Here is a 25,717-nt window from a genome sequence, read left to right as displayed (position 1 = left end):
CCCGACGGACGCCCGCCCGGCGGAACCTGGCCGTTGCCCTGCTCGCCGCGCTGGGCGCATCGCTCGGCGCCTGCCACGCCGACCGCGCCGTCACCGGCTCGATCGTGCCCGCCGACTATCGCGCCCGCCACCCGATCGTGCTTGCCGACGGCAGCCGCGTCCTCGACGTGTTCGTCACCGGGATCGGCCACATCGACCCGCGCCAGGCTGCCGACATCGACGCGTTCCTGCTGGAATACCGCCGCTACGGCCGCGGCAGCCTGGTGATGGACCTGCCGCGCGGCGTGGCGCCGGACGTCGGCGCCGGGGTCGAGCGCACGGCCGCCGCCATCCGCCGGCTCGGCGCCGAGGGCGGCGTCCCCCCCCGCGAGATCGTGCTCTCCGGCTACCCGGTGGCCGATCCCGGCCTCGCCAGCCCGATCCGCCTCAGCTTCCACCGCATGGAGGCGCACGTCGCCGACAAGTGCGGGCTCTGGCCCCAGGATCTCGGCGAGAGCAGCCCGGTCGCGAACTTCCGCAACCAGCCGTCGTGGAACCTCGGGTGCTCGACCCAGGCGACGATCGCCGCGCAGGTCGCCGACCCGGTCGACCTGGTGCGCGGGCGCCCCGAGGGCCGCATCGACACGATCCGCCGGGTCAAGGACATCGGCCAGCTCCGCGAAGGCAAGGATCCGTCAACCGCCTGGCGGCAGGATGGCAAGACCAGCGTCAAGTCCTCCGTGGCCGAGTGACCCGGCGGGCGACGCCGCCACCCGGCGCCGCCCCCTACCCCGACACACCGTTCCCGCGCTCCCACGAACCCGAAGGCCTCGTCATGGCGGACCACCCCGAGACATCTGAGCGGATGATCGCCCCGGTGCCCCGGATCACGATCCAGGCGTTCTGCGAGACCGCGGAGACCGCCGCGATGATCGAGGGCGCCGGGACCGACCGACGCATGCAGAAGGCCCTCCTGAAGGTCCAGATGGGCGGCGGTGCGGCGGCGGTGGAAGCCTACCGCCACGCGCCGACGCCCAACGTCATCATCATCGAGACGCAAGGGCCGAAATCCCGGCCGATGGAATGCCTCGACGCCCTCGCCGAGGTCTGCGACGCCGGCACCCGGGTGATCGTCGTCGGCCACGTCAACGACGTGGCGCTGTACCGCCAGTTCATTCAGCGCGGCGTCAGCGACTACCTGATGGCGCCGGTCGAGCCGCTGGCGCTGATCGCCTCGCTCTCGGACCTGTTCGCAGCCCCCGGGGTGAAGCCGGTCGGGCGGACCATCGCGGTCTACGGCGTCAAGGGCGGCATCGGCGCCTCGACGGTCGCCCACAACCTCGCCTGGTCGATCGCCCGCGGCCAGGGCGCGCAGACGGTGATCGCCGACCTCGACATCGCCTTCGGCACCGCCTCGCTCAACTTCAACCAGGATCCGCCCCAGGGCATCGCCGAGGCGGTGTTCGCCCCCGAGCGCCTCGATTCGAACCTGGTCGAGCGCCTGCTCTCGAAGTGCAGCGACCAGCTCAGCCTGCTCTCGGCGCCGGCGAGCCTCGACCGGACGATCGACCTGTCCGAGCCGGCCTTCGATGCGCTGATCGACCACCTGCGCGCGGCCGTGCCCTGCATCGTCCTCGACGTGCCGCACCAGTGGTGCGCCTGGTCGAAGCGGGTGCTGACTGCGGCCGACGAGATCCTGATCGTCGCCGGCCCCGACCTCGCCTCCCTACGCAACGCCAAGAACCTGCTCGGCGCGCTGCAGCAGGGCCGGCCCAACGACGCCCGGCCCCGTGTCATCCTGAACGGCGTCGGGGTGCCCAAGCGCCCCGAGATCGGGGCCGCCGAGTTCGCCAAGGCGCTGGAGGCGCCGCTGGCCGCCAGCATCCCGTTCGAGCCGGCCCTGTTCGGGACGGCCGCCAACAACGGCCAGATGATCGCCGAGGTGCAGGCCGGCTCGAAGCCCGCCGAGATCTTCGCCGACCTCGCGGCGGCGCTGCTCGGCCGGCCCGAAGCCAAGCGCGCCCGGCCGAACCTGCTCGAACCGCTCCTGGCGAAGCTCGCGCGGCGGAAGGCGTCCTGATGCCGGCGCTTACGCGGCCTGCCGTCCCGGCGGACGATCCAACCTTCGCACCGCCCGCACTACTGCGCGGTCGCGCACCCGCGCGCCCGCGCGCCGCCATGCCATCCGAGGATCCGTTCCATGTTCGGTAGGAGGCAGGGCGCCACGGCGGCGCCGACCGCGCCGCCGGTCGTCGCGCGCGCGACCGCACCCGTGCTGGTGCAGGAGAACGTGGCCGCCAAGCGCATGGATGCGTCGGCGCCGGTCGCCGCGCAGGACAACCCGCGCTCTGAAGACTACTACCGCACCAAGAGCATGATCTTCGGCGCGCTGATCGAGGCGATCGACCTCGCCCAGCTCTCGCGCCTGGAGCCCGAGTCGGCGCGCGAGGAGATCCGCGACATCGTCTCGGAGATCATCGGCCTCAAGAACATCGTGCTGTCGATCGCCGAGCAGGAAGAACTGCTCGACGACATCTGCAACGACGTGCTCGGCTACGGCCCGCTCGAGCCGCTGCTCGCCCGCGACGACATCGCCGACATCATGATCAACGGCGCCAACCGCGCCTTCATCGAAGTGAGCGGCAAGATCCAGCTCACCAACGTGCGCTTCCGCGATAACCAGCAGCTGATGAACATCTGCCAGCGCATCGTCAGCCAGGTCGGGCGCCGGGTCGACGACGCCTCGCCGATCTGCGACGCGCGCCTGCCGGACGGCTCGCGCGTCAACGTCATCGCGCCGCCGCTGGCCATCGACGGCCCGGCCCTCACGATCCGAAAGTTCAAGAAGGACAAGCTCACCCTCGACCAGCTCGTGCGCTTCGGCGCGATCTCGCCGGAGGGGGCCGAGATCCTGAAGATCATCGGCCGCTCGCGCTGCAACATCGTCATCTCCGGCGGCACCGGCTCGGGCAAGACGACCCTGCTCAACTGCATCACCGCCTTCATCGAGAACGACGAGCGGATCATCACCTGCGAGGACGCGGCCGAATTGCAGCTGCAGCAACCGCACGTGGTGCGCCTGGAGACGCGCCCGCCCAACATGGAGGGCCAGGGCCAGGTCACCATGCGCGACCTCGTCAAGAACTGCCTGCGCATGCGGCCCGAACGGATCATCGTCGGCGAGGTGCGCGGACCCGAGGCCTTTGACCTTCTCCAGGCGATGAACACCGGCCACGACGGCTCGATGGGAACGCTCCACGCCAACTCGCCGCGCGAGTGCCTGTCGCGCATCGAGTCGATGATCTCGATGGGCGGCTTCACCCTGCCCTCGAAGACGCTGCGCGAGATGATCTGCGGATCGATCGACGTCGTGGTGCAGGCCACCCGCCTGCGCGACGGCTCGCGCCGCATCACCCACATCACCGAAGTGCTCGGGATGGAGGGCGACGTCATCACCACGCAGGACATCTTCCTGTTCGACATCCTCGGCGAGGACGCCAACGGCAAGCTGATCGGGCGCCATCGCTCCACCGGCGTCGGCCGGCCGAAGTTCTGGGAGCGCGCCCGCTACTACGGCCTGGAGCGCCAGCTCGGCGAGGCGCTCGATGCCGCCGCGGCGGCGGGGGGCGCCCCGTGAACGGCGGGAACCTGCAACTCGCCGTCGGGCTCGTCTTCGTGACCGCGCTGGCGCTCGGCTACGTCTTCCTGATGCCGCTGATGATGGGCGAGCGGCGCGCGGCCCAGCGGCTCCGGACCATCAGCGCGTCGGCGACCGGCAGCGCGATCCGCGGCGTGAGCGTGAACCGGCGCGAGCAGGTCGCCAAGACGCTGGGCGAGATCGAGGCCAAGGCCAAGGGCGCCGCGAAGGTGACCCTCGAGCTGAAGATCGCGCGGGCCGGCCTGGCGTGGTCGCAGCGGACCTACTGGATGATGTCCGCCGGGCTCGCGGTGTTGGTCGGGCTGCTGGTGCTCGTGGTGAGCGCGAACCCGGTCGCCGGCCTGGGCGGGGCCTTCGTCGGCGGCCTCGGCGTGCCGGCGTTCCTGCTGCGCCACCTGCGCAAGCGCCGCATCGCGAAGTTCCTGAGGGAGCTGCCCAACGCCGTCGACGTGGTGGTGCGCGGCATCCGCACCGGCATCCCGGTGGGCGATTGCTTCCGCATGGTCTCCCGCGAGGCCGAGGAGCCGGTGCGCTCGGAGTTCCGGGTGATCATCGAGACCCAGACGCTGGGCCTGTCCCTCGGCGAGGCGGTCTCGCGGCTCTACGAGCGGGTGCCGGTGCAGGAGGTGAACTTCTTCTCGGTCGTGATCAACATCCAGCAGCAGTCGGGCGGCAACCTCTCCGAGGCGCTTTCCAACCTGTCGCGGGTGCTGCGCGAGCGCCGGAAGATGGCCGGCAAGATCCAGGCGATGAGCATGGAGGCCAAGTCCTCGGCCGGCATCATCGCCGCGCTGCCCTTTGTCGTCGCCGGCATCACCTCGCTGACAAGCCCCGACTACATCTCGCTTCTCTGGACCACCGACATCGGCAAGCTCGCCCTGCTGGGCTCGGCGATCTGGATGGGCCTCGGCATCCTGACCATCAAGAAGATGATCGCGTTCGACTTCTGAACGCCCGCGGGCTCCGCTCGCCGCCCCCCTCCGGACGCCCTTTCGGGAAGCCCCGTCGCCATGATCGACCTCATCGCCCAGAAGGTCTTCGACCCACGCAACGTGGCCATCGCGCTGACCGCGATCGCGGCGGCGGCCACCGCCTTCGCCGTGGCGCAGCCCTTCCTCGAGAGCGACAACCTCGGCAAGCGGATGAAGCTCGTCAGCGACGAGCGCGAGGTCATCCGCCGGCGGGAGCGCGAGCGGCTCAACACCAAGGCGACGCTGCGGATCGAGCCCAAGGCCTACATGAAGCAGATCGTCGAGCGGTTCGACCTGCGCCGTTGGCTCGGCACCGACACGGCCAAGCGCAAGCTTTTGATGGCCGGCTATCGCGGCCAGCAATCCGAGACGACGTTCCTGTTCTTCCGCCTCGTCATGCCGGTCGCGGCGACCCTGGGATCGATCTTCTACCTGTTCGTGCTGGAAGCCCTCGACCAGCCCTACCTGATGCGGATCGGCATCGTCATCGCCTGCGCCTACGGGGGCATCAAGGCTCCGGAATTGTACCTCGTCAACACGTCGAACAAGCGCAAGGCCGAGATCAAGCGGGCCTGGCCCGACGCCCTCGACCTGACGCTGATCTGCGTCGAATCGGGCATGGCGATCGAGCACGCCTTCCGGAAGGTCAGCACCGAGATCGCCGCCACATCGGTGGTGCTGGCCGAGGAACTGGCCCTGATGACGGCCGAGATGTCCTTCCTGCCGGACCGCCGGCAGGCCTACGAGAACCTCGCGATGCGCGTCGGCCTTGAGCCGGTGAAGGCGGTCGTCACGGCCCTGATCCAGGCGGAGCGCTACGGCACCCCGGTCGGCCAGGCGCTCCGCATCCTGGCGCAGGAGAGCCGCGACCAGCGCATGACCGACGCCGAGAAGAAGGCCGCCTCGCTGCCGCCGAAGCTCACCGTGCCGATGATCCTGTTCTTCCTGCCGGTGCTGTTCGTGGTGATCATCACCCCGGCGATCATCCAGGCGATCCGCTGAGGCGGAGCGTCCGCCCGACGCGGGAAACGCCGGCGAATCCTTGACACGGCAGGTGCCGATCCCCTATCCATCGGGCACAACGCGCGGCTTCCTCGCAGAAGACCGTGCGTTTCGCGTTGCGGCAGCCCCCGGGCAGATCGCGACGAACGCATAAGAAGTCGGTCCAGGGCGCGTCCCGGAGGCCGTTCGAACCACGAGAGAGACGATGTTCGCAGTCATCAAGACGGGCGGCAAGCAGTATCGCGTTGCCGAGAACGACACCATCACCATCGCCAGCCTCGAAGGCGAGGAAGGCTCCGCCGTGACCTTCGGCGAGGTCCTCCTGTTCGCCGACGGCGACGCGACCCAGGTCGGCGCGCCGCTCCTGTCGGGCTTCAGCGTCACCGGCGAGATCGTCTCCCACGGCCGCGACAAGAAGGTCATCGCCTTCAAGAAGCGCCGCCGTCAGAACTCGCGGCGCAAGCGCGGCCACCGCCAGCACCACACGGTCGTGCGCATCACCGGCCTCACTGCCGGTTCGAAGAGCGCGTAAGGGCCGCCGAGGCCCCCACGCGATCCGCACGTCCCGATCCCACGTCATTCGAAAGACTGAACCATGGCACACAAGAAAGCAGGCGGCTCTTCCCGCAACGGCCGCGATTCGGCCGGCCAGCGCCTCGGCGTGAAGAAGTTCGGCTCGGAGGCCGTCATCCCGGGCAACATCATCGTGCGCCAGCGCGGCACCAAGTGGCACCCCGGCACCAACGTCGGCATGGGCAAGGATCACACCCTGTTCGCCCTGACCGAGGGCCGCGTGGAGTTCCAGACCAAGCGCGGCCGCGCCTTCGTGGCGGTGGTACCGCTGGCGCAGGCGGCAGAGTAGACAGCGGGCGCCTCGTACAGGCGAAGCAGGCCCCGCCGGTGTCCCACACCGAACCGGCGGACCTGTTTCTCGCATCCTGGCCACGAGGCCCGGAGTCGAACGGAACACGCGGGGGAGGATGGGGCGCCATCCTCCCTTTCGTCGTCTCAGCGCAACGGTTCTCCGCTACGGAGGATCGCGGCGGAGGAGCCCGAACGATGTTCCCCGATCTGACCCGCGACGACGTCTTCCGCATCGAGACCCGCAGCCTGTGGCTGCGCTGGCCGCGCGCCAAGGACGTGGATGCGATCGTGCGGCTCGCCGGCGAGCGGGCGGTGGCCGAGATGACGGCGCGGATCCGCCACCCGATCGACCGGGCGGAGACCGAGGCCTTCGTGATCGAGGCGCGGCGCTACAACGCCCTCGGCGACGGGCTCGCGATGGCGGTCTCGCTCCGCTCCGCTCCGGCCGGCCTCGTCGGCTTCGTCGGAATCCGGTCCGATGCCGCGGTGGACGGCGCGCGCCTCGGCTACTGGCTCGGCCGGCCCCATTGGGGCCGCGGGCTCGCCACCGAGGCCTCGGTGGCCATGGCGCACGCCTACTTCGCCTATGCCGGCGGCACGGCGCTGACCGCCGAGGCGCGCGTCGAGAACCCGGCTTCGCGCCGGGTGCTGGAGAAGGTCGGGTTCGTCCGCACGGGCACGGCGACGGAGTATTTCCCGGTCCGCGGCTGCGAGATGACCTCCGACCGCTTCCGGCTCGACCGCGCCGCGTGGTCGGCCCGGGCCGACCGGGTCGCCTGCGACCGGGCCGCCTGACGGCATCTCGGTGCGACACGATAGGGTTCGAGGCGGGGTTCGCACGGCGTGCGACCCCGGCCGCGGACGGACAGGGCCGCACCGGAGCGGCGTGAACGGACGAAGCGGGCCGCCACCCGCCTCGATCAAGAGACGAGCGACACCGTGAAATTCCTCGACGAAGCCAAGGTCTATGTCCGTTCCGGCGACGGAGGCGCGGGGTGCGTCGCGTTCCGGCGCGAGAAGTTCATCGAGTTCGGCGGCCCCAACGGCGGCGACGGCGGGCGCGGCGGCGACGTCTGGGTCGAGTGCGTCGAGGGCCTGAACACCTTGATCGACTACCGCTACCAGCAGCACTTCAAGGCGCGGAAGGGCGAGCACGGCATGGGCTCGAACCGCCACGGCGCCAACGGCGCCGACGTGGTGCTGAAGGTGCCGGCCGGCACCCAGATCCTGGCGGTCGACGGCGAGCACCTGATCGCCGACATGACCGAGGTCGGCCAGCGGGTCCGGCTCGCCAAGGGCGGCAACGGCGGCTTCGGCAACGCCTACTTCACCACCTCGACCAACCGCGCCCCGAAGCATGCCAACCCGGGGCTGGAGGGCACCGAGCAGTGGATCTGGCTGCGCCTCAAGCTCATTGCCGACGCCGGGCTCGTCGGGCTGCCGAACGCCGGCAAGTCCACCTTCCTCGCCACCGTGACCTCGGCCAAGCCGAAGATCGCGGACTACCCCTTCACCACCCTGCATCCGGGCCTCGGCGTGGTGCGCTCGGACGCCCGCGAGTTCGTGCTCGCCGACATCCCCGGCCTGATCGAGGGCGCCCACGAGGGCGTCGGGCTCGGCGACAAGTTCCTGGCCCACGTCGAGCGCTGCCGCGTGCTGCTGCACCTCGTCGACGCCACCTGCGAGCATGCCGGCAAGGCCTACAAGACGATCCGGCGCGAGCTCGAGGCCTACGGCGAGGACCTCGCCGGCAAGCCGGAGATCGTGGCGCTTTCCAAAGCCGACGCGATCGACGCGGACACCCTCAAGGAGCAGGTCGCCCGCCTGAAGCGCGCCGCCAAGCGCAAGCCGCTGGTCCTGTCCTCGGCCTCGGGCCAGGGCGTGCCGGAGGCCCTGCGCGCGCTCCAGGGCGAGATGGACGCGGCCGCCGAGGCGGAGCGCGTCCCCGAGCCGGCCTGGCAGCCGTGATGACGGTCGGCCCGACCTCGACTATGGTCTCGCGCTGGACGGTGTCCTCGTGGAGCGGACGGTGATCGAAGCTCTGATCGTGGAGCGAGACGAGGCGCTCGGACTTGCCAAGGTGTTGGGCGAGCGCACAGGCACGTCGGTCGAAGACGCGGTGGTCTCCGCGCTTCGCGCGTCGCTTCGCGAAACCCTGCCGGCCGAAGGCCTGTCGCCTCAGCCTCCGCGCGTTCCAACCTTGAAAGATTTGACGCCGGAGCGCCGCCGCCGGTACGAGTCGTTACGGGGCTTCGTCCGTGAGATCGCAGATCACAAGGTGCCGGGGGCGACCTCGGACCATAGCGATCTGTACGATGATCACGGCCTTCCGATCTGAGGCGCCCCGTTGATCGCGATTGATACGTCGGCGATCGTGGCCATCCTGATACGGGAACCGGAAGCGGATGCTTTCCTCCGCTTGATCCTCGGCGAGCATGTCATCGTCGGAACGCCGACGCTCATCGAGACGTGCATGGTTCTGGAGCAGAAACTGCCCGGCCAGGCGCGCAGAGCGGTCGATCGGTTTCTCGACGACAGCTTGATCAACATCGTGGCCTTCGATGCGGCGATGTTCGAGGCCGGCGCCGACGCTTTCCTGCGTTCCGGGAAGGGCCGCGGCCATCCGGCCCAGCTGAATTTCCGCGACTGCTTCACCTACGCCGTCGCCAGGACGTATGCGGTGCCGCTCCTGTTCAACGGCGACGACTTCGTCCACACCGACCTCATCCCCGCATTCGTCCCGGCGTCATGACCCCCTCCCTCGATCAATTCCGCCGCGTCGTCATCAAGGTCGGCTCGGCCCTGCTGGTGGACCGCGCCCGCGGGCGGCTGCGGCATGCGTGGCTCGCGGCGCTTGCCGAGGACATCGCCGACCTGCATGCCCGCGGCGTCGACGTGTTGGTGGTGTCCTCGGGCAGCATCGCGCTCGGGCGCACCGTGCTCGGCTTCGCTCCCGGCGCCCTGCGCCTGGAGGAGAGCCAGGGCGCGGCCTCGGTCGGGCAGATCGCCCTGGCGCGGCACTGGGCCGAGGCGCTCGGGCACCACGGCATCGTCGCCGGGCAGATCCTGGTGACGCCGCAGGACACCGAGGAGCGCCGCCGCTATCTCAACGCCCGGGCGACCGTGCTCAAGCTCTTGGAGATGCGGGCGGTTCCTGTCGTCAACGAGAACGACACCGTGGCGACCTCCGAGATCCGCTACGGCGACAACGACCGGCTCGCGGCCCGCGTCGCCACGATGATCGGCGCCGACGTGCTGGTGCTGTTCTCCGACATCGACGGGCTCTACACCGCGCCTCCGAGCGCCGACCCGGACGCGCGCCACCTGGCCGTGGTCGAGCGGATCACCCCCGAGATCGAGGCGATGGCCGGCGGGCCCGCCTCGGAGCTGTCGCGCGGCGGCATGCGGACCAAGGTCGAGGCCGCCAAGATCGCGGTGTCGGGCGGGACCCACATGATCATCGCCGACGGCCGCGAGAAGAACCCGCTGCGCAGCGTGGTCGCGGGCGGCCGCTGCACCTGGTTCTTGTCCGGCTCCACCCCCACCGCGGCGCGGAAGACCTGGATCGCCGGGTCGCTCGAGCCGCGCGGCACCCTGGTGATCGACGACGGCGCGGCGCGGGCGCTCGAAGGCGGGGCGAGCCTGCTGCCGGTGGGCGTCTGCGGCGTCGAGGGAAGCTTCGGCCGGGGCGACGCGGTGCTGATCCGCGACCGTGCCGGCCGGGTGCTGGGCCGCGGCCTCGTCGGCTACGACAGCACGGAGGCGGCGCTGATCCTCGGCCGCCCGAGCGCGCAGATCGCCGACCTCCTCACCTATCCGGGACGCGCGTGGATGGTGCATCGCGACGACCTGGCGATGTTCTAGGCTCGCTCCTGCGTCGTCCGAGATCGGGTGACCGTTTCGAAACGTTCCGATCTTCGCGCCAGCGCTTGTTTCGTCGTCCCCGAGGATGCAGATAATCCGCAGCTTCGTAGGCGGCTCGCTTCGGGCTGCCGAACTGGGGTTGTACCGGTGCCAGTCCTGAACATGCGATCCGACTTCGCGTCGGCCGACGACCTCGCCGAGACCATGAACGGGATCGGCCGGCGCGCCCGCGCCGCCGGCCGCAAGCTCGCGCTGGCCTCGGCCGAGACCAAGGACGTGGCCCTGCGGGCCATCGCCGAGCGCCTGCGCGCCGACCGCGTCGTCATCCTGCGCGAGAACGCCCGCGACGTCGCCGCCGCGAAGGCGGCCGGGCAGAGCCAGGCACTGATCGACCGCCTCACCCTCGACGCGGGCCGCCTCGCCGCGATCGCCGACGCGGTCGAGAAGATCGGCGCGCTGGCCGACCCCGTCGGGCGCCAGGTCGCCGCCTTCGAGCGTCCGAACGGGCTGCTGATCGAGCGCATCGCCGTGCCGCTCGGCGTCGTCGGCGTGATCTTCGAGAGCCGCCCCAACGTCACCGCCGACGCAGGGGCGCTCTGCCTCAAGGCCGGCAACGCCGCGATCCTGCGGGCCGGCTCGGACAGCCACCGCAGCGCCATGGCCATCGCCGAGTCGATGCGCGCCGGGCTCGACGCCACCGGCCTGCCCGCGGACGCGATCCAGATCGTGCCGACGAAGGACCGCGCCGCGGTCGGCGCCATGCTCGCCGGCCTCGCCGGCTGCATCGACGTGATCGTGCCCCGTGGTGGGCGCGGCCTGGTCGAGCGGGTCCACGCCGAGGCGCGGGTTCCGGTCTTCGCCCACCTCGACGGCATCTGCCACGTCTACGTGGCGGCCGCGGCCGACCTCGACATGGCGCGGACCATCCTGCTCAACAGCAAGATGCGCCGCACCGGCGTCTGCGGCGCCACCGAGACCCTGCTGGTCGACCGCGCCTGCGCCGGCACCCACCTCGCCCTCCTCGTCGCCGCCTTGCTGGAGGCCGGCTGCGCAGTGCGCGGCGACGCCGCCGTGCAGGCGGTCGACGGCCGCGTCACCGCGGCGACCGAAGCCGACTGGCGCACCGAATACCTCGACGCGATCATCTCGGTCCGGGTGGTCGACGGGCTCGAGGCGGCGATCGAGCACATCGAGACCTACGGCTCGCACCACACCGACGCGATCGTCACCGAGGACGGCGACGAGGCCGTGCGCTTCCTGGCCGAGGTCGATTCGGCGATCGTCGTGCACAACGCCTCGACCCAGTTCGCCGACGGCGGCGAGTTCGGGTTCGGTGCCGAGATCGGCATCGCCACCGGCCGCATGCACGCCCGCGGCCCGGTCGGCGTGGAGCAGCTCACCACCTTCAAGTACCGGGTCCACGGCAGCGGCCAGACGCGCCCGTGAGCCGTTTCGCGCCCGCGCGTTCCGGAGCGATAGCGATCCCGATCCTTGGCCCCGCGTGAGGGCGCGTTGCCGCCGTCCGCGCCGGGGATGCGGATCGGCCTCTACGGCGGCTCGTTCAACCCGGCCCATGCCGGCCACCTGCATGTCGGCACCATGGCCCTGCGGCGCCTTCGCCTCGATCGGCTGTGGTGGCTCGTCACCCCCGGCAACCCTCTGAAGCGCGGGCGGCCGATCGCGCCGCTGGCCGAGCGCTGCGCGCAGGCTGCCGCCGTCGCGCGCGGCGACCCGCGGATCGCGGTGACCGGCTTCGAGGCGGCGATCGGTGCCCGCTTCACCCGCGACACCCTGCGCTGGCTGGCGCGGCGGCGGCCGGGCGTCCGCTTCGTCTGGATCATGGGGGCCGACTCGCTGGCGAGCTTCCACCGTTGGAAGGGCTCCGCCGAGATCATGCGGCTGATGCCGGTGGCTGTGATCGACCGGCCCGGCCATACGCTCAGCGCCCCGAGCGCGCGGGCCGCGCGGCGGTTCTCCGCCGCCCGGATCCCCGAGTCGGACGCCTCCACCCTGCCGGATATGCCCCCCCCGGCCTGGGTCTTCCTGCACGGCCCGCGCTCGCATCTCTCCTCGACGCAGATCCGCGATGCGAGCCGCGGCGGCGGGGAACCTTGAATTACCGGCCGGAACCGGCCAAAGTCCGCGGTTCTACGAACGTGCGCGCCGCCGCTGCCGCTATCCGAGGAATCAGGACGCTGTCCGAGTCGCTCCACACGGGAACCCAGGGTTCCGAGACCGCTGCCCTGGCCAGGGTCGAAGACCTGAGGACGCTCGTGCTCGGGTGTCTCGACGAGATGAAGGCCGAGGAGACGATCGCCATCGATCTCGCCGGCAAGACCTCGATCGCCGACACGATGATCATCGCGTCCGGACGGTCGCAGCGCCATGTCGGCTCGATCGCCGACCACATCACGCAGGAGATGAAGGCCAAGTCCTTCGGCACCGCCCGCGTCGAGGGCATGCCCGCCTGCGACTGGGTGCTGATCGATGCCGGCGACATCCTGGTCCACATCTTCCGGCCTGAGGTCCGCGGCTTCTACAACCTCGAGAAGATGTGGGGGGCCGACCGGCCCTCGGGCCTCTCCACCGACTGAAGCACGCCTTGCGCCTCCTCGTCGCCGCGATCGGGCGCGTCAAGACCGGGCCCGAGCGCGACCTGGCCGCGCGCTACCGCGAACGCGCGGCGCAGCTCGGGCGCGGCCTCGGCTTCACCGCCTGCGACATCGCCGAGATGGTCGAGAGCCGCGCTCGGCGCGCGCCCGACCGCTGCGCCGAGGAGGCGACCGCTCTGTTGGCTCAGGTGCCCGCCGGCGGCGTCCTCGTGGCCTACGACGAGCGCGGGCGCGCCGACCTGCCGAGCGAGCGCGTGGCCGAGCGCATCCGCAACTGGCGCGATGCCGGGCGGCCCGCCCTCGTGGTCGCCATCGGCGGCGCGGACGGACTCGACGGCGCGGTCCGGGCGCGGGCCGACCTCACCCTCTCCTTCGGCGCCGCGACCCTGCCTCACGGCATCGTGCGCGTCCTGGCCCTCGAACAGCTCTACCGCGCCCTCACGATCCTGGCGGGGCACCCGTATCATCGCGGTGATCCCGACGGGTGAACGCCTCGCGTGTGCCGCAATGCTGGACGACAGGGGCGGTGATGCACGGAGCCGGCAAACGCACGCCATGAGGCTGGTCACCACGGGCGCTCTCGCAGCCGCACTTGCCGCCGGCCTCGCCGCCATGCCCGCGAGCCGCCTTCGGGCGCAGGATGCTGCCGCACCGGTCACCGAGGCCGAGCGCATCCAGCGCGCCATCGACGAGCGCGACCGCCGCGCCGACAACCTCAAGCGGGTCCAGGACGCCCTCTCCGCCAGCGTGGGCGCCAAGGCGCAGTTCGAGGCGGAGATCGCGAGCATCGGCGGCGACCGGGCCAAGCTCGACGCGGCCTTGCTCGATGCGGGCCGGCAGTCGCAGGCCACCGAGGACCGCATGAGCCGCCTGGAGGAGCGTCTGAAGACGCTCTCGGGCAGCGAGACGGCCATCCGCCGCTCCCTCGACGCCCGCCGTGGTGTGATCGCCGAGATCCTGGCGGCGCTCCAGCGCATGGGCCGTCGCCCGCCGCCGGCGGTGCTGGTCAACCCCGAGGATGTGCTGGCGGTGATCCGCACCTCGATGCTGCTCGGGGCGATCGTGCCCGAGATGCGGGGCGAGGTGGACACGCTGGCCGCCGACCTCGCCGAGCTCGTGCGCCTGCGCGGGCTGATCGCCGCGGACCGGCAGGGCCTGCGGAACGACCTCGCCGGCTGGGCGCGCGAGCAGCAGCGCCTCGCCGCCCTCGTCGCCGCGCGCAAGGCGCGGCAGGCGGAGGCCGAGGCCGGGCTCGCCGCCGAGCGCGCGCGCGCGGCCGACCTCGCCGGCCAGTCCCGGACCTTGAAGGACCTCCTCGACCGCGTCGAGGGCGAGGTCGCCACCGCCAAGCGCTCCGCCGACGAGGCCAAGGCGGCCGAGCAGCGGGAGGCCAAGGCGACGCAGGACCGTTTCGCCGCCGCCGGCATCCGCGACCCGGCCAAGCTCGCCCCGAAGGTGAAGTTCGTCGATGCGCGGGGCGACGTCCCGCGCCCGGTCAGCGGTCGCATGCTGCGCGGCTTCGGCCAGCCCGACGGCAACGGCGGGATGACGCGCGGCATTTCGCTCGCGACCCGCGCGAAGGCCGTGGTGTCCTCTCCCGCCGACGGGTGGGTGCAGTTCGCAGGGCCGTTCCGGTCGTATGGACGACTCTTGATCATCAACGCCGGCGATGGCTACTATCTTCTCCTAGCCGGCATGGATCAGATCTCTGTCGAGGTCGGTCAGTTCGTCCTCGCGGGCGAGCCGGTCGGTAACATGGGCGAGGGAAGTGCGGTCCAGCCGGTGATGAGCGGCGACGGCAGCGATCCGATCCTGTACGTGGAATTCAAGAAGGACGGCGGCTCCATCGATCCGGAGCCTTGGTGGGCCAAAAGCCCCAGCGAGAAGGTTCGCGGATAATGCGCAAGACGTCCCTCATCATGCTCGGCGCGTTCCTGGGAGCAGGCACGTCGATGGTCGCGACGCAGACCGACTTCCTGTCGGGTCCGCGCGCCGTGGCGGCCTCCGCCGAGACCTACCGCCAACTCAGCCTCTTCGGCGACGTGTTCGAGAAGGTCCGCACCGACTACGTCGAGAAGCCGGACGAGGCGAAGATGATCGAGGCGGCCGTCAACGGCATGCTGACCTCGCTCGACCCGCATTCGAGCTACATGGACGCCAAGGCGTTCCGCGACATGCAGACCACGACCCGCGGCGAGTTCGGCGGCCTCGGCATCGAGGTCACGATGGAGGACGGCCTGATCAAGGTCGTGACCCCGATCGACGACACCCCGGCCTCCAAGGCAGGTCTGCTCTCGAACGACGTCATCACCCAGATCGACGACGACCAGGTGCAGGGCCTGACCCTCAACCAGGCGGTCGACAAGATGCGCGGCCCGGTGAACTCGCCGGTGAAGCTCAAGATCACCCGCAAGGAGTCGAAGGACCCGATCGAGGTCACGCTCAATCGCGACGTGATCAAGATCAAGCCGGTGCGCTCGCGCGTCGAGGGCACCGATATCGGCTACATCCGCCTGACCCAGTTCAACGAGCAGACCTACGACGGCCTCAAGGCCGCGGTGGACAAGCTCTCGGGCGAGATCGGGCAGGACAAGATCAAGGGCTACGTGATCGACCTGCGCAACAACCCCGGCGGCCTGCTCGACCAGGCGGTGATGGTCTCCGACGCCTTCCTCGACCGCGGCGAGATCGTCTCGACCCGCGGCCGCAACCCGGACGAGACCCAGCGCTTCTCGGCCAAGGCCGGCGACATCACCAAGGGTAAGCCGGTGGTGGTGCTCGTCAACGGCGGCGCGGCCTCGGCCTCCGAGATCGTCGCCGGCGCCCTGCAGGATCACAAGCGCGCGACCATCATGGGCACGCGCTCCTTCGGCAAGGGCTCGGTGCAGTCGATCATCCCGCTCGGCGGCTCGGGCGCCCTGCGCCTCACCACGGCGCGCTACTACACGCCGTCGGGCCGCTCGATCCAGGCCAAGGGCATCGAGCCCGACGTCGAGGTGGTGCAGGACGTGCCCGACGAACTCAAGGGCAAGGACGAGACCAAGGGCGAGGCCGGCCTGAAGGGCCACCTCAAGCAGAAGGACGTCGAGGAGCGCGGCGGTTCGTCGGCCTACATGCCGTCCGACCCGGCCAAGGACAAGCAGATCACCGCCGCCGTCGACTTCCTCCACGGCATCCAGAAGGGTGCCACCAACACCCAGAAGCCGACGATGCCGAACTGATCCTCCTGGATCGGTTGGAACATCAAGCCCCCGTCCGGCACGAGCCGGGCGGGGGTTTTTCGTGGACGGATGCCCCCGGGCCGAGGATCGGAATCCGCTCTCACGAAAAATTAACCATGGCGGCCGGCAATGGAGCCGGGGCACCGCATCGTCGCGTCAGGCGATTCTTCCACGGCGCCGCTTGTCTCGAGGGCCGGTGAGCGACTCGTCCGACGATATCCTGACGCGCCCCCTCGGGGTCGACGTCCCAGCCCCCGGCCCCAGGGCCGGGTTGGCGCGCCTGCGCGCCCGGCTGCAGACCCTCGCCCGGTCGCCGCGGGCGGTCGCGGCAGGCGTCGGCGGCGGCGTGCTCACCCTCCTCGGCCTCGTGCTGCTGCTGGGCGACCCGAAGGCCGGCGAGCCGCGGGTCCAGCTCGCCATCACCGTTCGCGACGTCGTGCCTGTCGCAGGGCGGCCCGCGTCGCCGGACGCGGTGGCGGCCAACGAGCCGGCTCCGGCACCCAAGCTTCAGAGCAGCGCCCTCGAGGTCGAGTCGGCCTCCGGCGTCACCGTCGTGCGGGCCGGCGGCTCGGCCGCACCCGCCGAGGCGGTGGTGATCCGCGTGCCGCAGGCCGACGCACCCAAGCTCGCCCCCGCCCCCGATCCGCGCCTGACCGAGCGCGGGCGCCACGGCACCCTGCCGAAGCTCGGCGAAGGCCGCATCCGCCCCCTCGACGTCTACGCCCGGCCCGAGGAGCCCGGCACCGGTCCGCGCATCGCGATCGTGCTCACCGGCCTCGGCGTCGGCCAGGCGGCCACCGCGAGCGCGATCGTCAAGCTGCCCCCGGCCGTCAGCCTCGCCTTCTCGCCCTACGGCAACGACGCCGAGCGCAGCGCCGCGCGCGCCCGCGCCTTCGGCCACGAGATCCTGCTCCAGGCGCCGATGGAGCCGTTCGACTTCCCCGACAGCGACCCCGGCCCGCAGGGGCTGCTCACCTCCGCCAAGCCCCCCGAGAACGCCGACCGCCTGGCCTGGGCGATGAGCCGGTTCTCGGGCTATGTCGGCGTGACGAACTTCATGGGCGCCAAGTTCATGGCGGATGCGGCCGCGTTCGAGCCGGTGCTGCGCGACATCGCCGCCCGCGGCCTCGGCTTCCTCGACGACGGCACCAACGCCCGCGGCGTCGCCCGGGATCTCCTCGACAAGGCCAAGGTGCCGGCGGCCCGCGCCGAGGTCGTCCTCGACGCCGTGCCGCGGCCGGAGGCGATCGACCGCGAGCTGGCGCGGCTCGAGGCGCAGGCCCGCACCAACGGCTTCGCCCTCGCCTCGGGCAGCGCCCAGCCGATGACGATCGAGCGGATCGCCCGCTGGAGCCGCGAACTCGAGGGCCGCGGCATCCGCCTCGTGCCGGCGAGCGTGGCGCTCCGCGGCGCCAAGGCGATGCGGGTGACGAAGGCGGACTGATCCCGGCGGCGCCGATAACATGTGTCTCGACGTTGCCGCGCCGGTTGGCCCTCCCTATGGTCGCCGCCGATGAAGACCGACAGCCCAACCCGCGATTCCGCCGAAGACCTGCCCTATCGCCCCTGCGTCGGGGTCGCCCTGATCAACCGGGCCGGTCTCGTCTTCGTCGGCCGCCGCAAGCCGGAGGCCGGCCCCGAGCACGTGTCGGGCAACCTCGCCTGGCAGATGCCCCAGGGCGGGATCGACGACGGCGAGGCGCCCCAGGCCGCGGCCCTGCGCGAGCTTCACGAGGAGACCAACGTCGACGCGGCCTCGGTCCGCCTGCTCGCCGAGGCGCCGGACTGGCTGTCCTACGACCTGCCGCCCGAGGTGCGGAAGCAGGCGTGGCGTGGCCGCTACCGCGGGCAGACGCAGCGCTGGTTCGCCTTCGCGTTCCTCGGCGACGACGGCGTGATCGACGTCGAGCATCCCGGCGGGGGCGCCCACAAGGCCGAGTTCGACGCGTGGCGCTGGGTGCCCTTCCCGGAGCTTCCAGGGCTGATCGTGCCGTTCAAGCGCCCGGTCTACGAAGGCGTGGTCGCGGCGTTCGCCCCCTTGAGCACCTGGTCGGCCGGCGCGTGAGCGCGGCGGCGGTGCGATAGGCCGCGCGATGCGCTGGTGGGCGATTCCCCTCGTCGCGGTGCTCGGCTGGTTCGCCTTCACCCTGACGCCGCTCTGGACGCTCTACGACCTCGCCCAAGCGGTGAAGGCGCACGACGTCGGATACGTCCAGAGCCACGTCAACTTCCGCACGCTGCGCCTGTCGCTGGTCCGCCAGACCACCGCGGCGTTGCGCGCCGCCTCGGACACCGATCCGGGCCTCGAGGCCAAGGACCGCCAGCGCCTGAACGAGGCGGCGGTCGGCGTGGCGATGGCGCTCGCCGAATCGATGGTGACCGCCGAGACCGTGCTCGACCTGCTCGACGACGGCTGGCCGCAGAGCCTCGACATCCAGCGACCGGACGGCGTGAAGCCGGCGGGCCTCCGGCTCGACCGTATCGCGCGGGTGTTCCCGTTCTGGATCGCCTCGGAGATGCGCGGCTTCCGCACGGCGGTGATCGTGATCCCGCCCGACGCGCCGCGGGAGGACCAGCTCCGCCTGCGCCTGCGCCTGCGCGGCTGGACCTGGCGGCTCGTCGACATCGAGGTCGCCGAGGCCCTGCGCGAGCAGATGGCCCAGCGCCTCGGGCGGACGCTGGCCCGCGCCCGCGCCGGCGAGCGGGCGCCCGCTACCCAGCACTGAGGCGTCGGGCCGCCGCACTCAGCCGTGAGCGTCGTCCCGCAAGCGGTTGGAGAAGCGGGCGTTTCCCAGGCCGGTGCCGACGGTGAGCACCCCCCAGTGGTCCAGCTCGGTCATGTTCGGAACTTCGCTGAGCCCTTGCACCACCGCATCGTTGTGCATCACCACCGTGGTCTCGTGGCCGCCGATCTCGGGGATCGCCGCCGCGATCTCGCTCGGCAGGTGGAAGCGGCTGCTTTCCCAGTTGCCCGGCAGGTTCTGGCCGCCGCGGGTGATGGTGCCGTCCGCCTCGATCAGCCCGGGGCAGCCGACGCCGACGAAGGGGGCGAGCTTGAGCCGCGCCCGCCCGGCGCGCTCGATCAGGCCGCGCAGCATCCGCACCAGCTTGCCCACCGCCTCGTCGCGGCTCGGCTGGGGAGCCTCGTCCCGGTGGCGCCACAGCTGCGAGCGCCAGACCGCCGCCCGCGACAGGTCGGGCGCCTTGCGGCTGTTGGTGACGAGCACCCCGGCGCGGATGTTGCTGCCGCCGATGTCGACGGCGAGCAGGCTGTCGTAGCCGGAGAACATCCACGACGGGGCGAGGTGCGCCGCGCCGATCAGGCCGGCCTCGTCCGGGTGGTTGCGGATCGGCCGCAAGGTGATGTCGACGCCGCCCGCGCGCAGGATCGCCGCGGCGCGGCCGATGGCGAAGCGCCCGGCCTGGCTGTCGCTGAAGCCGCCGCCGACCACGATCGCGCGGGTGTCGCGCCACGCCTTCTGCCGGAGGAACCGCCGCACGACGGTGGCCAGCTCCTGCGCGAAATCCTCGACCGCGCCGAGGACGACGCCGGAGGCGAGCGGGTCGTCCGACAGCATCAGCCGGTCGAGGCGCTTCTTGCCGACGTCGCGGCTCGGCACGTCGCCGAGCGGGTCGTCGCCGACCTGCCGCAGCTTCTCGCGCCAGTCCTCGACGAGGTCCCGGAAGGCGCCCTTGGAGACGCGGTCGCCAATGAAGCCGTCGTCGTTGGCGAGCTCGATGTTGTAGTCGTCCACGTGCACAGAGGGCAGCTCGCCGGCGGCGTGCGCGAGCGTCCGGTGTTCGGCCTTGGCGTCGGTCATCGTGCCTCGAATGGACTGTGTCGTGCGGGCGTCGGCCGGGCGGGAATCAGGCCTTGGGCAGCATCCGGTCGCTGATGATGCGGCGCTGGATCTCGCTGGTGCCCTCGAAGATCGTCGTCAGCCGCGCGTCGCGCCAATACCGCTCGACGCGGCGCTCGGTGGTGTAGCCGTTTCCGCCGTGGAGCTGCATCGCCTGGTTGGTGACGCGCACCGCCATCTCGGTGGCGAGCAGCTTCACCATCGCGGATTCGCTCTCGGCCGCGTCGCCCTGGTCGAGGAGGTGGGCGACCTGGCACCAGAAGGCGCGCGCCTGCGCCACCTCGGCGGCCATGTCGGCAAGCGCGAAGCGCAGCGCCTGGAAGTCGCCGATCGGGTGGCCGAACTGCTCGCGCTCCTGCAGGTAGGCCTGGGTGTCCTCGACCGCCGCGCGCGCGACGCCGACGGCGCGGGCCGCGGTGTGGACGCGGGCGATGTTGAGGCCGCGCTGCACCGAGGCGAAGCCGCCGGAATCCGCATCCGACCCGCCGTCGCCGTAGAGCCCCGTGAGCCGGTCGTTCTCGGGCACGCGCACGCCGTCGAGTTCGAGCTGGAACGTCAGGAAGCCGTGATAGCCGATCTTGTCGATGACCTGGCCGGTCATGCCCTCGGGGAATTCCCCCGGCGGCTTGACCACGAGGAACGGCTCCAGCCCCGCAGAGCGCGATTCGCCGGGCTCGGGATCGCGGGTCCGGGCCAGCACCTCGATGAAGTCGGCCGCGCGCGCGAAGCCCGCCCAGCGCTTGGTGCCGGTCAGGACCCAGTGGTCGCCTTCGCGCACCGCTCGCGTCTGCACGCCGGCGAGGTCCGAGCCGGCGGCCGGCTCGGACAGCGCGATGCCGCCGATCCATTGCCCCCGCGCCGACCGCGCCAGGAGGTCGGCGCGCCGCCCGTCGTCGAGCACCTGCGTGCCGAGCCCCTGCCCCCGCGCCAGGATGCTGCCGACCGAGAGCCACGCCCGCGCGAGCTCCTCGGAGACGAGGCAGTACTCGAACACGCCGAGCCCCATCCCGCTGTGCTCGGCCGGGATCGTCAGGCCGAACCAGCCCTTCTTCGCCATGGCGTCGATCAGCGAGCGCGGCATCTCGGCCTTCTGCGGGTCGAGTTCGTCGGCCAGCGGCATCACCACCTCGCGGGCGAAGGTGCGGGCCTCGGCCTGGAGCGCGACGCGCGCGTCCGTGCGCCAGGGCGACATCAGCTCCGGCGGCTTCGGGGCGTGGCGGTCCGGCTGTCCGGACGAGACGGCGGGGGCGTTGGAAATGTGATCCTCCCGGGCGATCGGTCTGCCGCTGGCCGTTCTTCGGGCGTGGCCGGCTGGCCTGCAGGACCCTGGAGGCAATGCGCCGCCGCCGCAACGCCCTATCGGACCCGTCGGCGCATCCGCCACCCGGCATAACGCTCGCGAGCGTGCTCCAGGGCCGCGGCGAGCGGGAAGAACCGGTCGGGCGAGGCCTCCACGAGCCGGTGCGCGATGGCGCGCCGCCCGGTCCAGAACATCTCGGCCAGGCGGTAGTCAGGGGCGGCGCAGGAATCGATCCGGTCGATCGCGCCGTCGCGAAGCGCGGCCTCGGTCAGGCGGTGGACGAGCTGGACGCCCGGGGCGCCCGCGGCCTCCGCCTCGTCGTAGGAGACCTTCAGCACGAACGCCTCCGTGCCGCTGCGCGGCAGGATCGCGGCGGCGAGCGTGCGCCCGTTCCGCCGCAGGCGCACGATCCGGATTCGCCCCTGCGCGCCGAACCCGGCGACCATCCCGCGCATGAACGCGGCCTCCGCCGGGCGCTGGCCGAGCGCCGTCCCCGCACGGCCCTTCCAGCCCGCGGTCTCGAGGGCAACGTAGTCGTCCAGCGCGGCGGCGAGGGCGGCCGGATCGGCGACGGTCTCGAACGCGACGGCGCCGCCGGCCTCCAGGCGCTCGCGCCCCAGGCGCAGCTTGCGCCGGCCCTTGCCGCTGACGTGGTCGAGGTAGCCTGCGCGCCTCGCCGGCTCCAGGCCGGCGAGGTCGAGGGCGCCGCGGGCATGCGCCCAGTAGGCGGCGTCGCGCCGGTTCGTCCGGGCCGCCAGCAACTCGGCGAAGGGGCCGTCCGCGGGGGCGTTCAACAGCAGGAGCCGCGGCGACAGTCCGAGCGCGCGCGGCGCGTCGCACAGCGCTTGGAGCGCACGCGCGGGCTCGGTACCGTCGAGGAGCGGCACGCCGAGCGGGCAGAAACCGTGGGTCCAGCCGACCAGCACCGGCAACGGCACGCCCCAGCGGGTGCGCGAGCTCCGGAACGGCCATAGGGCGAGCCAGCGCGCGCCGGGCTCCTCCGGCGGCCGGTCGGCGACGACGAGCAGCCGGATCCCGTCGCCGAAGGCCCGCGCCGCCGGCAGCGCGTAGTCGGCCTCGTAGAACGGGTTGGGGACGCAGGCGCCCGCGCCGAGCGCGCGCCACGCCGCCGACGCGGGCGAGGCCGGATCGAGCGGGCGCAGGGCGGCGAACAGGCCGCCGGGCACCATCGCCGTCGGCCCCGCGCTCATCCGGCGACGCGGCCGAGGCGGTGGCGGACGACGCCTGCGACGCCGACCACGTCGTAGCGCCACACGGCCGCAAGGAAGCCGAGGGTCAGGACGACGAAGCGCAGGATCTGGATCGGCGCGCCCTCCCCGCCCGGGAGCCAGGACAACGCCGTCGGGACCAGCCCCGTCGCGAGCGCGATCGCAGCGATGCCGGCGACGTCGGCCAGCGGCAGCGGCATCGCCGGCAGGCCGGACCCGCGCCGGTTCGCCCCGAGGACGAACACGAGGCAGGCCGCCGCCTGCCCAGCCGCGAAGGCGATCGCCGCCCCGGCGACCCCGAGATGCGGGATCAGCGCCAGCGAGAGCACGGTCACCGTCGCCAGCGTCGCGATGGAGGCGACGGCTTCGAGCCGGCTCGAGTCGGTGAAGTAGATGATCTGCCCGAAGTAGTAGGCGCGGACCATCATCAGGACGCTGGCCAGGATCAGCACCGGCGCCAGCGCGCGCGCCTGGTCGCGGTAATCCGGCCCGAGCAGGATCGAGACGACGATCCCGTCGAAGTTGAGGTAGAACGCGGCCCCGAAGGCCGCGACCACCGCCATGGCGCGGGCGGCGTCGCACAGCACCGCGGTTGCCGCCGCCATCCCCCCGGCGCGCGCCTCGCGCTTGGCGATCGAGATCAGCGACAGGGCGAGCGCCTCGCCGAACACGACGAAGCTCTGCTTGAGGAAGTCGGCGATCGCGCCGTAGGCGCCGAGATGCTCCGGCCCGATGGTCTTCACGATGATCAGCCGGTCGACCACCTGGGCCAAGGCCGCGATGCCGAAGGACAGAACCAGCGGCCAGCCGTAGGCGATGAGGCGCAAGGCTTCCGCACGGCTGCCGCGCCCCGGCATCAGCGGCACGACGGTGGCCGCCGCCGGGATCGACGACAGCGCGTAGGCGGCGGCCACAGCCAGCGAAAGGTGCACGGCGTCGCCCGAGACCGTCAGCACCGCGCCGCCGAGGCCGAGCATGAGGATTCCGCGCAGGATCACCGACATCGCCACCGCGACGGCCTTGAGCCGGGTGCGCGCGATCTCGGTGGCGCCCTCGAACAGGGTGGTGCCGAAGGCGAGCGCGACGATGGCTGCGGCGATGCGTGGGGAAACGATGTGAAGCGCCACCGCGAGCGCGCTGCCGACTCCCGCCAGCGTCAGCGTGCACAGGAGGATGCGCAGGACGGTGCCGACCTGCGCCCCCTCGCTCGCCTCGTCGTAGAGGGCGAAGAACGCGAATTTCGGCCACTGGCAGGTGGCGCCGTAGAGCACCAGCGACCACGACAGGATGTAGAGGTAGGTGCCGTAGCTCTCCGGCGGCGCGAGCCGCGTGAACACCGCGACCGAACCGAGGTTGATCGCCGCCGCGAAGCCGCGGGAGCCGACGTAGATCGCCGTGTGGTGCGTGATCATCCGCAGGTGCCGTGCAGGCGCGCTGCGCCGCGATCCCGCGATGGGGCTGATCCGCTCCATCGCGGGACGACTCGGGACGGTGTGCGGGGTCGCATGGGCGGACGCTGCACCGGTCGTGCCGTGGCGTCCATCCCGCATCGCCGCGACGGTTGACCGGCCGTTGACTTCGCAACTGCGAAGGCGCATAGCCAACGGGCAGCGTCAGCGGCCGACAGATGGGTCCGCTTGAGAGGGCTGCGTGACGGATACGAGGGACGGCGCGGATCGCGCCTCTCCGAATGTCCGGCCCCTCTCTTCATAACGTGCATGCACCCGGGCCGCCCCATCACGCGGGCTGCCTCCTGCTCTACGGATCGCACCTCAACGGTACTTCGCGGCGCCGCTCGACTTGAGCCGGGCCCGTATCCGCGATCCGGCTGCCTGAGAAGTCATACCTTGACCCAGTTCACCGATTTCGGCCTCGCCCAGCCCGTGCTGAAGGCGCTCGAAGAGGCCGGCTACCACACCCCCACCCCGATCCAGTCGCAGGCGATCCGCCCGGCGATGGAAGGCCGCGACCTCTGCGGCATCGCCCAGACGGGCACCGGCAAGACCGCCGCCTTCGCGCTGCCGATCCTGCACCGCCTCAGCCTCGAGAAGCGCCATGCGCCGCGTCGCGGCTGCCGCGTGCTGGTGCTTTCGCCGACCCGCGAGCTCGCCAACCAGATCGCCGAGAGCTTCTCCGACTACGGGAAGCACCTGCCGCTGACCAACACCGTCGTGTTCGGCGGCGTCACCATCGGCCGCCAGGAGCGGGCGCTGGCGCCGGGCGTCGACATCCTCGTCGCCACCCCGGGCCGGCTGATCGACCTCGTCGATCGCCGCTCGCTGACGCTGGAGGGCGTCGAGATCCTCGTCCTCGACGAGGCCGACCAGATGCTCGACCTCGGCTTCATCCACGCGCTCAAGCGCATCGTGAAGATGCTGCCGGCCAAGCGCCAGAGCCTGTTCTTCTCGGCCACCATGCCGAAGAACATCGCCGGCCTCGCCGACCAGTACCTGCGCGACCCGGTCCAGGTCGCCGTCACGCCGGTGGCCACCACCGCCGAGCGCGTCGAGCAGCAGGTGATCTTCGCCCATACCGGCGCCAAGCAGGCGCTGCTCGCCCACATCCTGCGCGATCCCAAGATCGAGCGCGTGCTGGTCTTCACTCGGACCAAGCACGGCGCCGACCGCGTCGTGCGCGGCCTCGACAAGGTCGGCATCGCGGCCTCCGCCATCCACGGCAACAAGTCCCAGCCGCAGCGCGAGCGGGCGCTGGCCGCCTTCAAGGACGGGCAGTGCCGGGTTCTGGTGGCGACCGACATCGCCGCCCGCGGCATCGACGTCGAGGCGGTGAGCCACGTCGTCAACTTCGACCTGCCGAACGTGCCCGAGAGCTACGTCCACCGCATCGGCCGCACCGCGCGCGCCGGCGCCGACGGGCTCGCGATCTCGTTCTGCAACGACGAGGAGAAGGCGTACCTGCGCGACATCGAGCGCATCACCCGCCAGCGCATCCCCGTCGGCGCCTTCCCCGAGGGCTTCACCCCGCCCTCGCGCCAGGAGGCGGCCGAGATCGCCCAGGCCGAGGAGCGCCGGCCCGACACCCGCGGCCAGCGCCCCGGCGGCGGCCGCCCGGGCCAGCGCCCCGGCGCCCGTCCGGGCCAGGGTCGCCCGTTCGGCGGCAATCGCGGGGCCGAGCCCGGCCGCGGTCCGGGCCGTCC

At 71.7% G+C, this 25,717-nt stretch carries 26 protein-coding genes; 22 read left to right on the top strand and 4 right to left on the bottom strand.

From position 1 onward, the window contains the following. The first annotated feature begins 26 nt into the window (after positions 1 to 26). The 21 genes from FV226_RS21340 (at position 27) to FV226_RS21240 (ending at position 18,897) form a co-directional block, all read left to right on the top strand. On the top strand, positions 27 to 731 hold the full coding sequence (locus tag FV226_RS21340) for a CpaD family pilus assembly protein (protein WP_147764459.1): 705 nt from the start codon (positions 27 to 29) through the stop codon (positions 729 to 731). A gap of 83 nt (positions 732 to 814) precedes the next feature. After that, the gene (locus FV226_RS21335; RefSeq protein WP_147764456.1) at positions 815 to 2,059 is read left to right on the top strand and encodes an AAA family ATPase; all 1,245 of its coding nucleotides are present in this window, start codon (positions 815 to 817) and stop codon (positions 2,057 to 2,059) included. Between the two features lie 120 nt (positions 2,060 to 2,179). After that, on the top strand, positions 2,180 to 3,616 hold the full coding sequence (locus FV226_RS21330) for a CpaF family protein (RefSeq protein ID WP_147753628.1): 1,437 nt from the start codon (positions 2,180 to 2,182) through the stop codon (positions 3,614 to 3,616). A gap of 71 nt (positions 3,617 to 3,687) precedes the next feature. Continuing rightward, positions 3,688 to 4,587 (top strand): type II secretion system F family protein, encoded by a 900-nt coding sequence (locus tag FV226_RS21325; RefSeq protein ID WP_147753632.1) that lies wholly within the window; start codon positions 3,688 to 3,690, stop codon positions 4,585 to 4,587. A gap of 60 nt (positions 4,588 to 4,647) precedes the next feature. Further along, positions 4,648 to 5,610: a type II secretion system F family protein gene (locus tag FV226_RS21320; RefSeq protein WP_147764455.1), complete on the top strand. Its 963-nt coding sequence runs from the start codon at positions 4,648 to 4,650 to the stop codon at positions 5,608 to 5,610. Positions 5,611 to 5,815: 205 nt separating this feature from the next. Continuing rightward, on the top strand, positions 5,816 to 6,142 hold the full coding sequence (rplU, locus tag FV226_RS21315) for a 50S ribosomal protein L21 (protein WP_147764454.1): 327 nt from the start codon (positions 5,816 to 5,818) through the stop codon (positions 6,140 to 6,142). A gap of 63 nt (positions 6,143 to 6,205) precedes the next feature. Further along, positions 6,206 to 6,472: a 50S ribosomal protein L27 gene (rpmA, locus tag FV226_RS21310; protein ID WP_147726605.1), complete on the top strand. Its 267-nt coding sequence runs from the start codon at positions 6,206 to 6,208 to the stop codon at positions 6,470 to 6,472. Between the two features lie 197 nt (positions 6,473 to 6,669). Next, positions 6,670 to 7,269, top strand: a complete 600-nt coding sequence (locus tag FV226_RS21305; RefSeq protein ID WP_147764453.1) for a GNAT family N-acetyltransferase — start codon at positions 6,670 to 6,672, stop codon at positions 7,267 to 7,269. A 144-nt stretch (positions 7,270 to 7,413) separates the two neighbouring features. Continuing rightward, positions 7,414 to 8,442, top strand: a complete 1,029-nt coding sequence (obgE, locus tag FV226_RS21300; protein WP_147764452.1) for a GTPase ObgE — start codon at positions 7,414 to 7,416, stop codon at positions 8,440 to 8,442. A gap of 61 nt (positions 8,443 to 8,503) precedes the next feature. Continuing rightward, positions 8,504 to 8,812 (top strand): type II toxin-antitoxin system VapB family antitoxin, encoded by a 309-nt coding sequence (locus FV226_RS21295; protein WP_187277290.1) that lies wholly within the window; start codon positions 8,504 to 8,506, stop codon positions 8,810 to 8,812. Between the two features lie 9 nt (positions 8,813 to 8,821). Then, a complete protein-coding gene (locus FV226_RS21290) occupies positions 8,822 to 9,226 on the top strand; it encodes a type II toxin-antitoxin system VapC family toxin (RefSeq protein ID WP_147753622.1) in 405 nt (134 codons plus the stop codon). Continuing rightward, positions 9,223 to 10,338, top strand: a complete 1,116-nt coding sequence (gene proB, locus FV226_RS21285; protein ID WP_147764450.1) for a glutamate 5-kinase — start codon at positions 9,223 to 9,225, stop codon at positions 10,336 to 10,338. The genes FV226_RS21290 and proB overlap by 4 nt, the downstream gene beginning before the upstream one ends. A gap of 147 nt (positions 10,339 to 10,485) precedes the next feature. Then, positions 10,486 to 11,784 carry a glutamate-5-semialdehyde dehydrogenase gene (locus FV226_RS21280; RefSeq protein ID WP_147764449.1) on the top strand — a complete coding sequence of 433 codons (1,299 nt, stop codon included), beginning with the start codon at positions 10,486 to 10,488 and terminating at the stop codon, positions 11,782 to 11,784. A 45-nt stretch (positions 11,785 to 11,829) separates the two neighbouring features. After that, entirely contained in the window at positions 11,830 to 12,453 is a 624-nt protein-coding gene (locus FV226_RS21275) for a nicotinate-nucleotide adenylyltransferase (RefSeq protein WP_281406047.1), read from the top strand. A 158-nt stretch (positions 12,454 to 12,611) separates the two neighbouring features. Further along, the gene (rsfS, locus tag FV226_RS21270) at positions 12,612 to 12,932 is read left to right on the top strand and encodes a ribosome silencing factor (RefSeq protein ID WP_348644124.1); all 321 of its coding nucleotides are present in this window, start codon (positions 12,612 to 12,614) and stop codon (positions 12,930 to 12,932) included. 8 nt (positions 12,933 to 12,940) lie between these two features. After that, a complete protein-coding gene (gene rlmH, locus FV226_RS21265) occupies positions 12,941 to 13,438 on the top strand; it encodes a 23S rRNA (pseudouridine(1915)-N(3))-methyltransferase RlmH (RefSeq protein WP_147764448.1) in 498 nt (165 codons plus the stop codon). A gap of 124 nt (positions 13,439 to 13,562) precedes the next feature. Next, positions 13,563 to 14,849, top strand: a complete 1,287-nt coding sequence (locus tag FV226_RS21260) for a peptidoglycan DD-metalloendopeptidase family protein (protein WP_246691672.1) — start codon at positions 13,563 to 13,565, stop codon at positions 14,847 to 14,849. Continuing rightward, complete coding sequence (locus tag FV226_RS21255; RefSeq protein WP_147754234.1) at positions 14,849 to 16,171, top strand: S41 family peptidase; 1,323 nt, start codon at positions 14,849 to 14,851, stop codon at positions 16,169 to 16,171. The genes FV226_RS21260 and FV226_RS21255 overlap by 1 nt, the downstream gene beginning before the upstream one ends. 196 nt (positions 16,172 to 16,367) lie before the next feature. Further along, entirely contained in the window at positions 16,368 to 17,615 is a 1,248-nt protein-coding gene (locus tag FV226_RS21250; protein ID WP_147764446.1) for a divergent polysaccharide deacetylase family protein, read from the top strand. Between the two features lie 69 nt (positions 17,616 to 17,684). Beyond that, on the top strand, positions 17,685 to 18,236 hold the full coding sequence (locus FV226_RS21245; RefSeq protein ID WP_147754232.1) for an RNA pyrophosphohydrolase: 552 nt from the start codon (positions 17,685 to 17,687) through the stop codon (positions 18,234 to 18,236). A gap of 28 nt (positions 18,237 to 18,264) precedes the next feature. Then, a complete protein-coding gene (locus FV226_RS21240) occupies positions 18,265 to 18,897 on the top strand; it encodes a DUF2939 domain-containing protein (RefSeq protein WP_147764445.1) in 633 nt (210 codons plus the stop codon). Between the two features lie 18 nt (positions 18,898 to 18,915). Here FV226_RS21240 and FV226_RS21235 read toward each other — a convergent pair whose 3' ends face one another. From FV226_RS21235 to FV226_RS21220, 4 genes are all read right to left on the bottom strand, one after another. Then, a complete protein-coding gene (locus tag FV226_RS21235) occupies positions 18,916 to 19,992 on the bottom strand; it encodes an ROK family protein (RefSeq protein WP_147764444.1) in 1,077 nt (358 codons plus the stop codon). Positions 19,993 to 20,038: 46 nt separating this feature from the next. Beyond that, positions 20,039 to 21,223, bottom strand: coding sequence for an acyl-CoA dehydrogenase family protein (locus FV226_RS21230; protein WP_147764443.1), 1,185 nt, complete (start codon positions 21,221 to 21,223; stop codon positions 20,039 to 20,041). A gap of 164 nt (positions 21,224 to 21,387) precedes the next feature. Next, on the bottom strand, positions 21,388 to 22,542 hold the full coding sequence (locus FV226_RS21225; RefSeq protein WP_147764442.1) for a GNAT family N-acetyltransferase: 1,155 nt from the start codon (positions 22,540 to 22,542) through the stop codon (positions 21,388 to 21,390). Next, positions 22,539 to 23,972 (bottom strand): polysaccharide biosynthesis protein, encoded by a 1,434-nt coding sequence (locus FV226_RS21220; protein WP_147764441.1) that lies wholly within the window; start codon positions 23,970 to 23,972, stop codon positions 22,539 to 22,541. Before FV226_RS21220 ends, FV226_RS21225 begins: the two co-directional genes overlap by 4 nt. Positions 23,973 to 24,407: 435 nt before the next feature. Here FV226_RS21220 and FV226_RS21215 point away from each other — a divergent pair. Beyond that, the coding region (locus tag FV226_RS21215; protein WP_147764440.1) for a DEAD/DEAH box helicase at positions 24,408 to 25,717 on the top strand (1,310 nt) is incomplete at its 3' end.

It is taken from the genome of Methylobacterium sp. WL12 (assembly GCF_008039475.1).
GTDB classification, from domain to species: domain Bacteria; phylum Pseudomonadota; class Alphaproteobacteria; order Rhizobiales; family Beijerinckiaceae; genus Methylobacterium; species Methylobacterium cerastii.
This window is presented reverse-complemented; position numbering and strand designations above follow the sequence as displayed.

Coding starts and splice junctions, on each gene's coding strand:
- FV226_RS21335 (WP_147764456.1), top strand. CDS start 815: ATGGCGGACCACCCCGAGACATCTGAGCGGATGATCGCCCCGGTGCCC.
- FV226_RS21330 (WP_147753628.1), top strand. CDS start 2,180: ATGTTCGGTAGGAGGCAGGGCGCCACGGCGGCGCCGACCGCGCCGCCG.
- FV226_RS21325 (WP_147753632.1), top strand. CDS start 3,688: ATGCCGCTGATGATGGGCGAGCGGCGCGCGGCCCAGCGGCTCCGGACC.
- FV226_RS21320 (WP_147764455.1), top strand. CDS start 4,648: ATGATCGACCTCATCGCCCAGAAGGTCTTCGACCCACGCAACGTGGCC.
- rplU (WP_147764454.1), top strand. CDS start 5,816: ATGTTCGCAGTCATCAAGACGGGCGGCAAGCAGTATCGCGTTGCCGAG.
- rpmA (WP_147726605.1), top strand. CDS start 6,206: ATGGCACACAAGAAAGCAGGCGGCTCTTCCCGCAACGGCCGCGATTCG.
- FV226_RS21305 (WP_147764453.1), top strand. CDS start 6,670: ATGTTCCCCGATCTGACCCGCGACGACGTCTTCCGCATCGAGACCCGC.
- proB (WP_147764450.1), top strand. CDS start 9,223: ATGACCCCCTCCCTCGATCAATTCCGCCGCGTCGTCATCAAGGTCGGC.
- FV226_RS21260 (WP_246691672.1), top strand. CDS start 13,563: ATGCCCGCGAGCCGCCTTCGGGCGCAGGATGCTGCCGCACCGGTCACC.
- FV226_RS21255 (WP_147754234.1), top strand. CDS start 14,849: ATGCGCAAGACGTCCCTCATCATGCTCGGCGCGTTCCTGGGAGCAGGC.
- FV226_RS21245 (WP_147754232.1), top strand. CDS start 17,685: ATGAAGACCGACAGCCCAACCCGCGATTCCGCCGAAGACCTGCCCTAT.
- FV226_RS21240 (WP_147764445.1), top strand. CDS start 18,265: ATGCGCTGGTGGGCGATTCCCCTCGTCGCGGTGCTCGGCTGGTTCGCC.
- FV226_RS21235 (WP_147764444.1), bottom strand. CDS start 19,992: ATGACCGACGCCAAGGCCGAACACCGGACGCTCGCGCACGCCGCCGGC.
- FV226_RS21230 (WP_147764443.1), bottom strand. CDS start 21,223: ATGTCGCCCTGGCGCACGGACGCGCGCGTCGCGCTCCAGGCCGAGGCC.
- FV226_RS21225 (WP_147764442.1), bottom strand. CDS start 22,542: ATGAGCGCGGGGCCGACGGCGATGGTGCCCGGCGGCCTGTTCGCCGCC.
- FV226_RS21220 (WP_147764441.1), bottom strand. CDS start 23,972: ATGATCACGCACCACACGGCGATCTACGTCGGCTCCCGCGGCTTCGCG.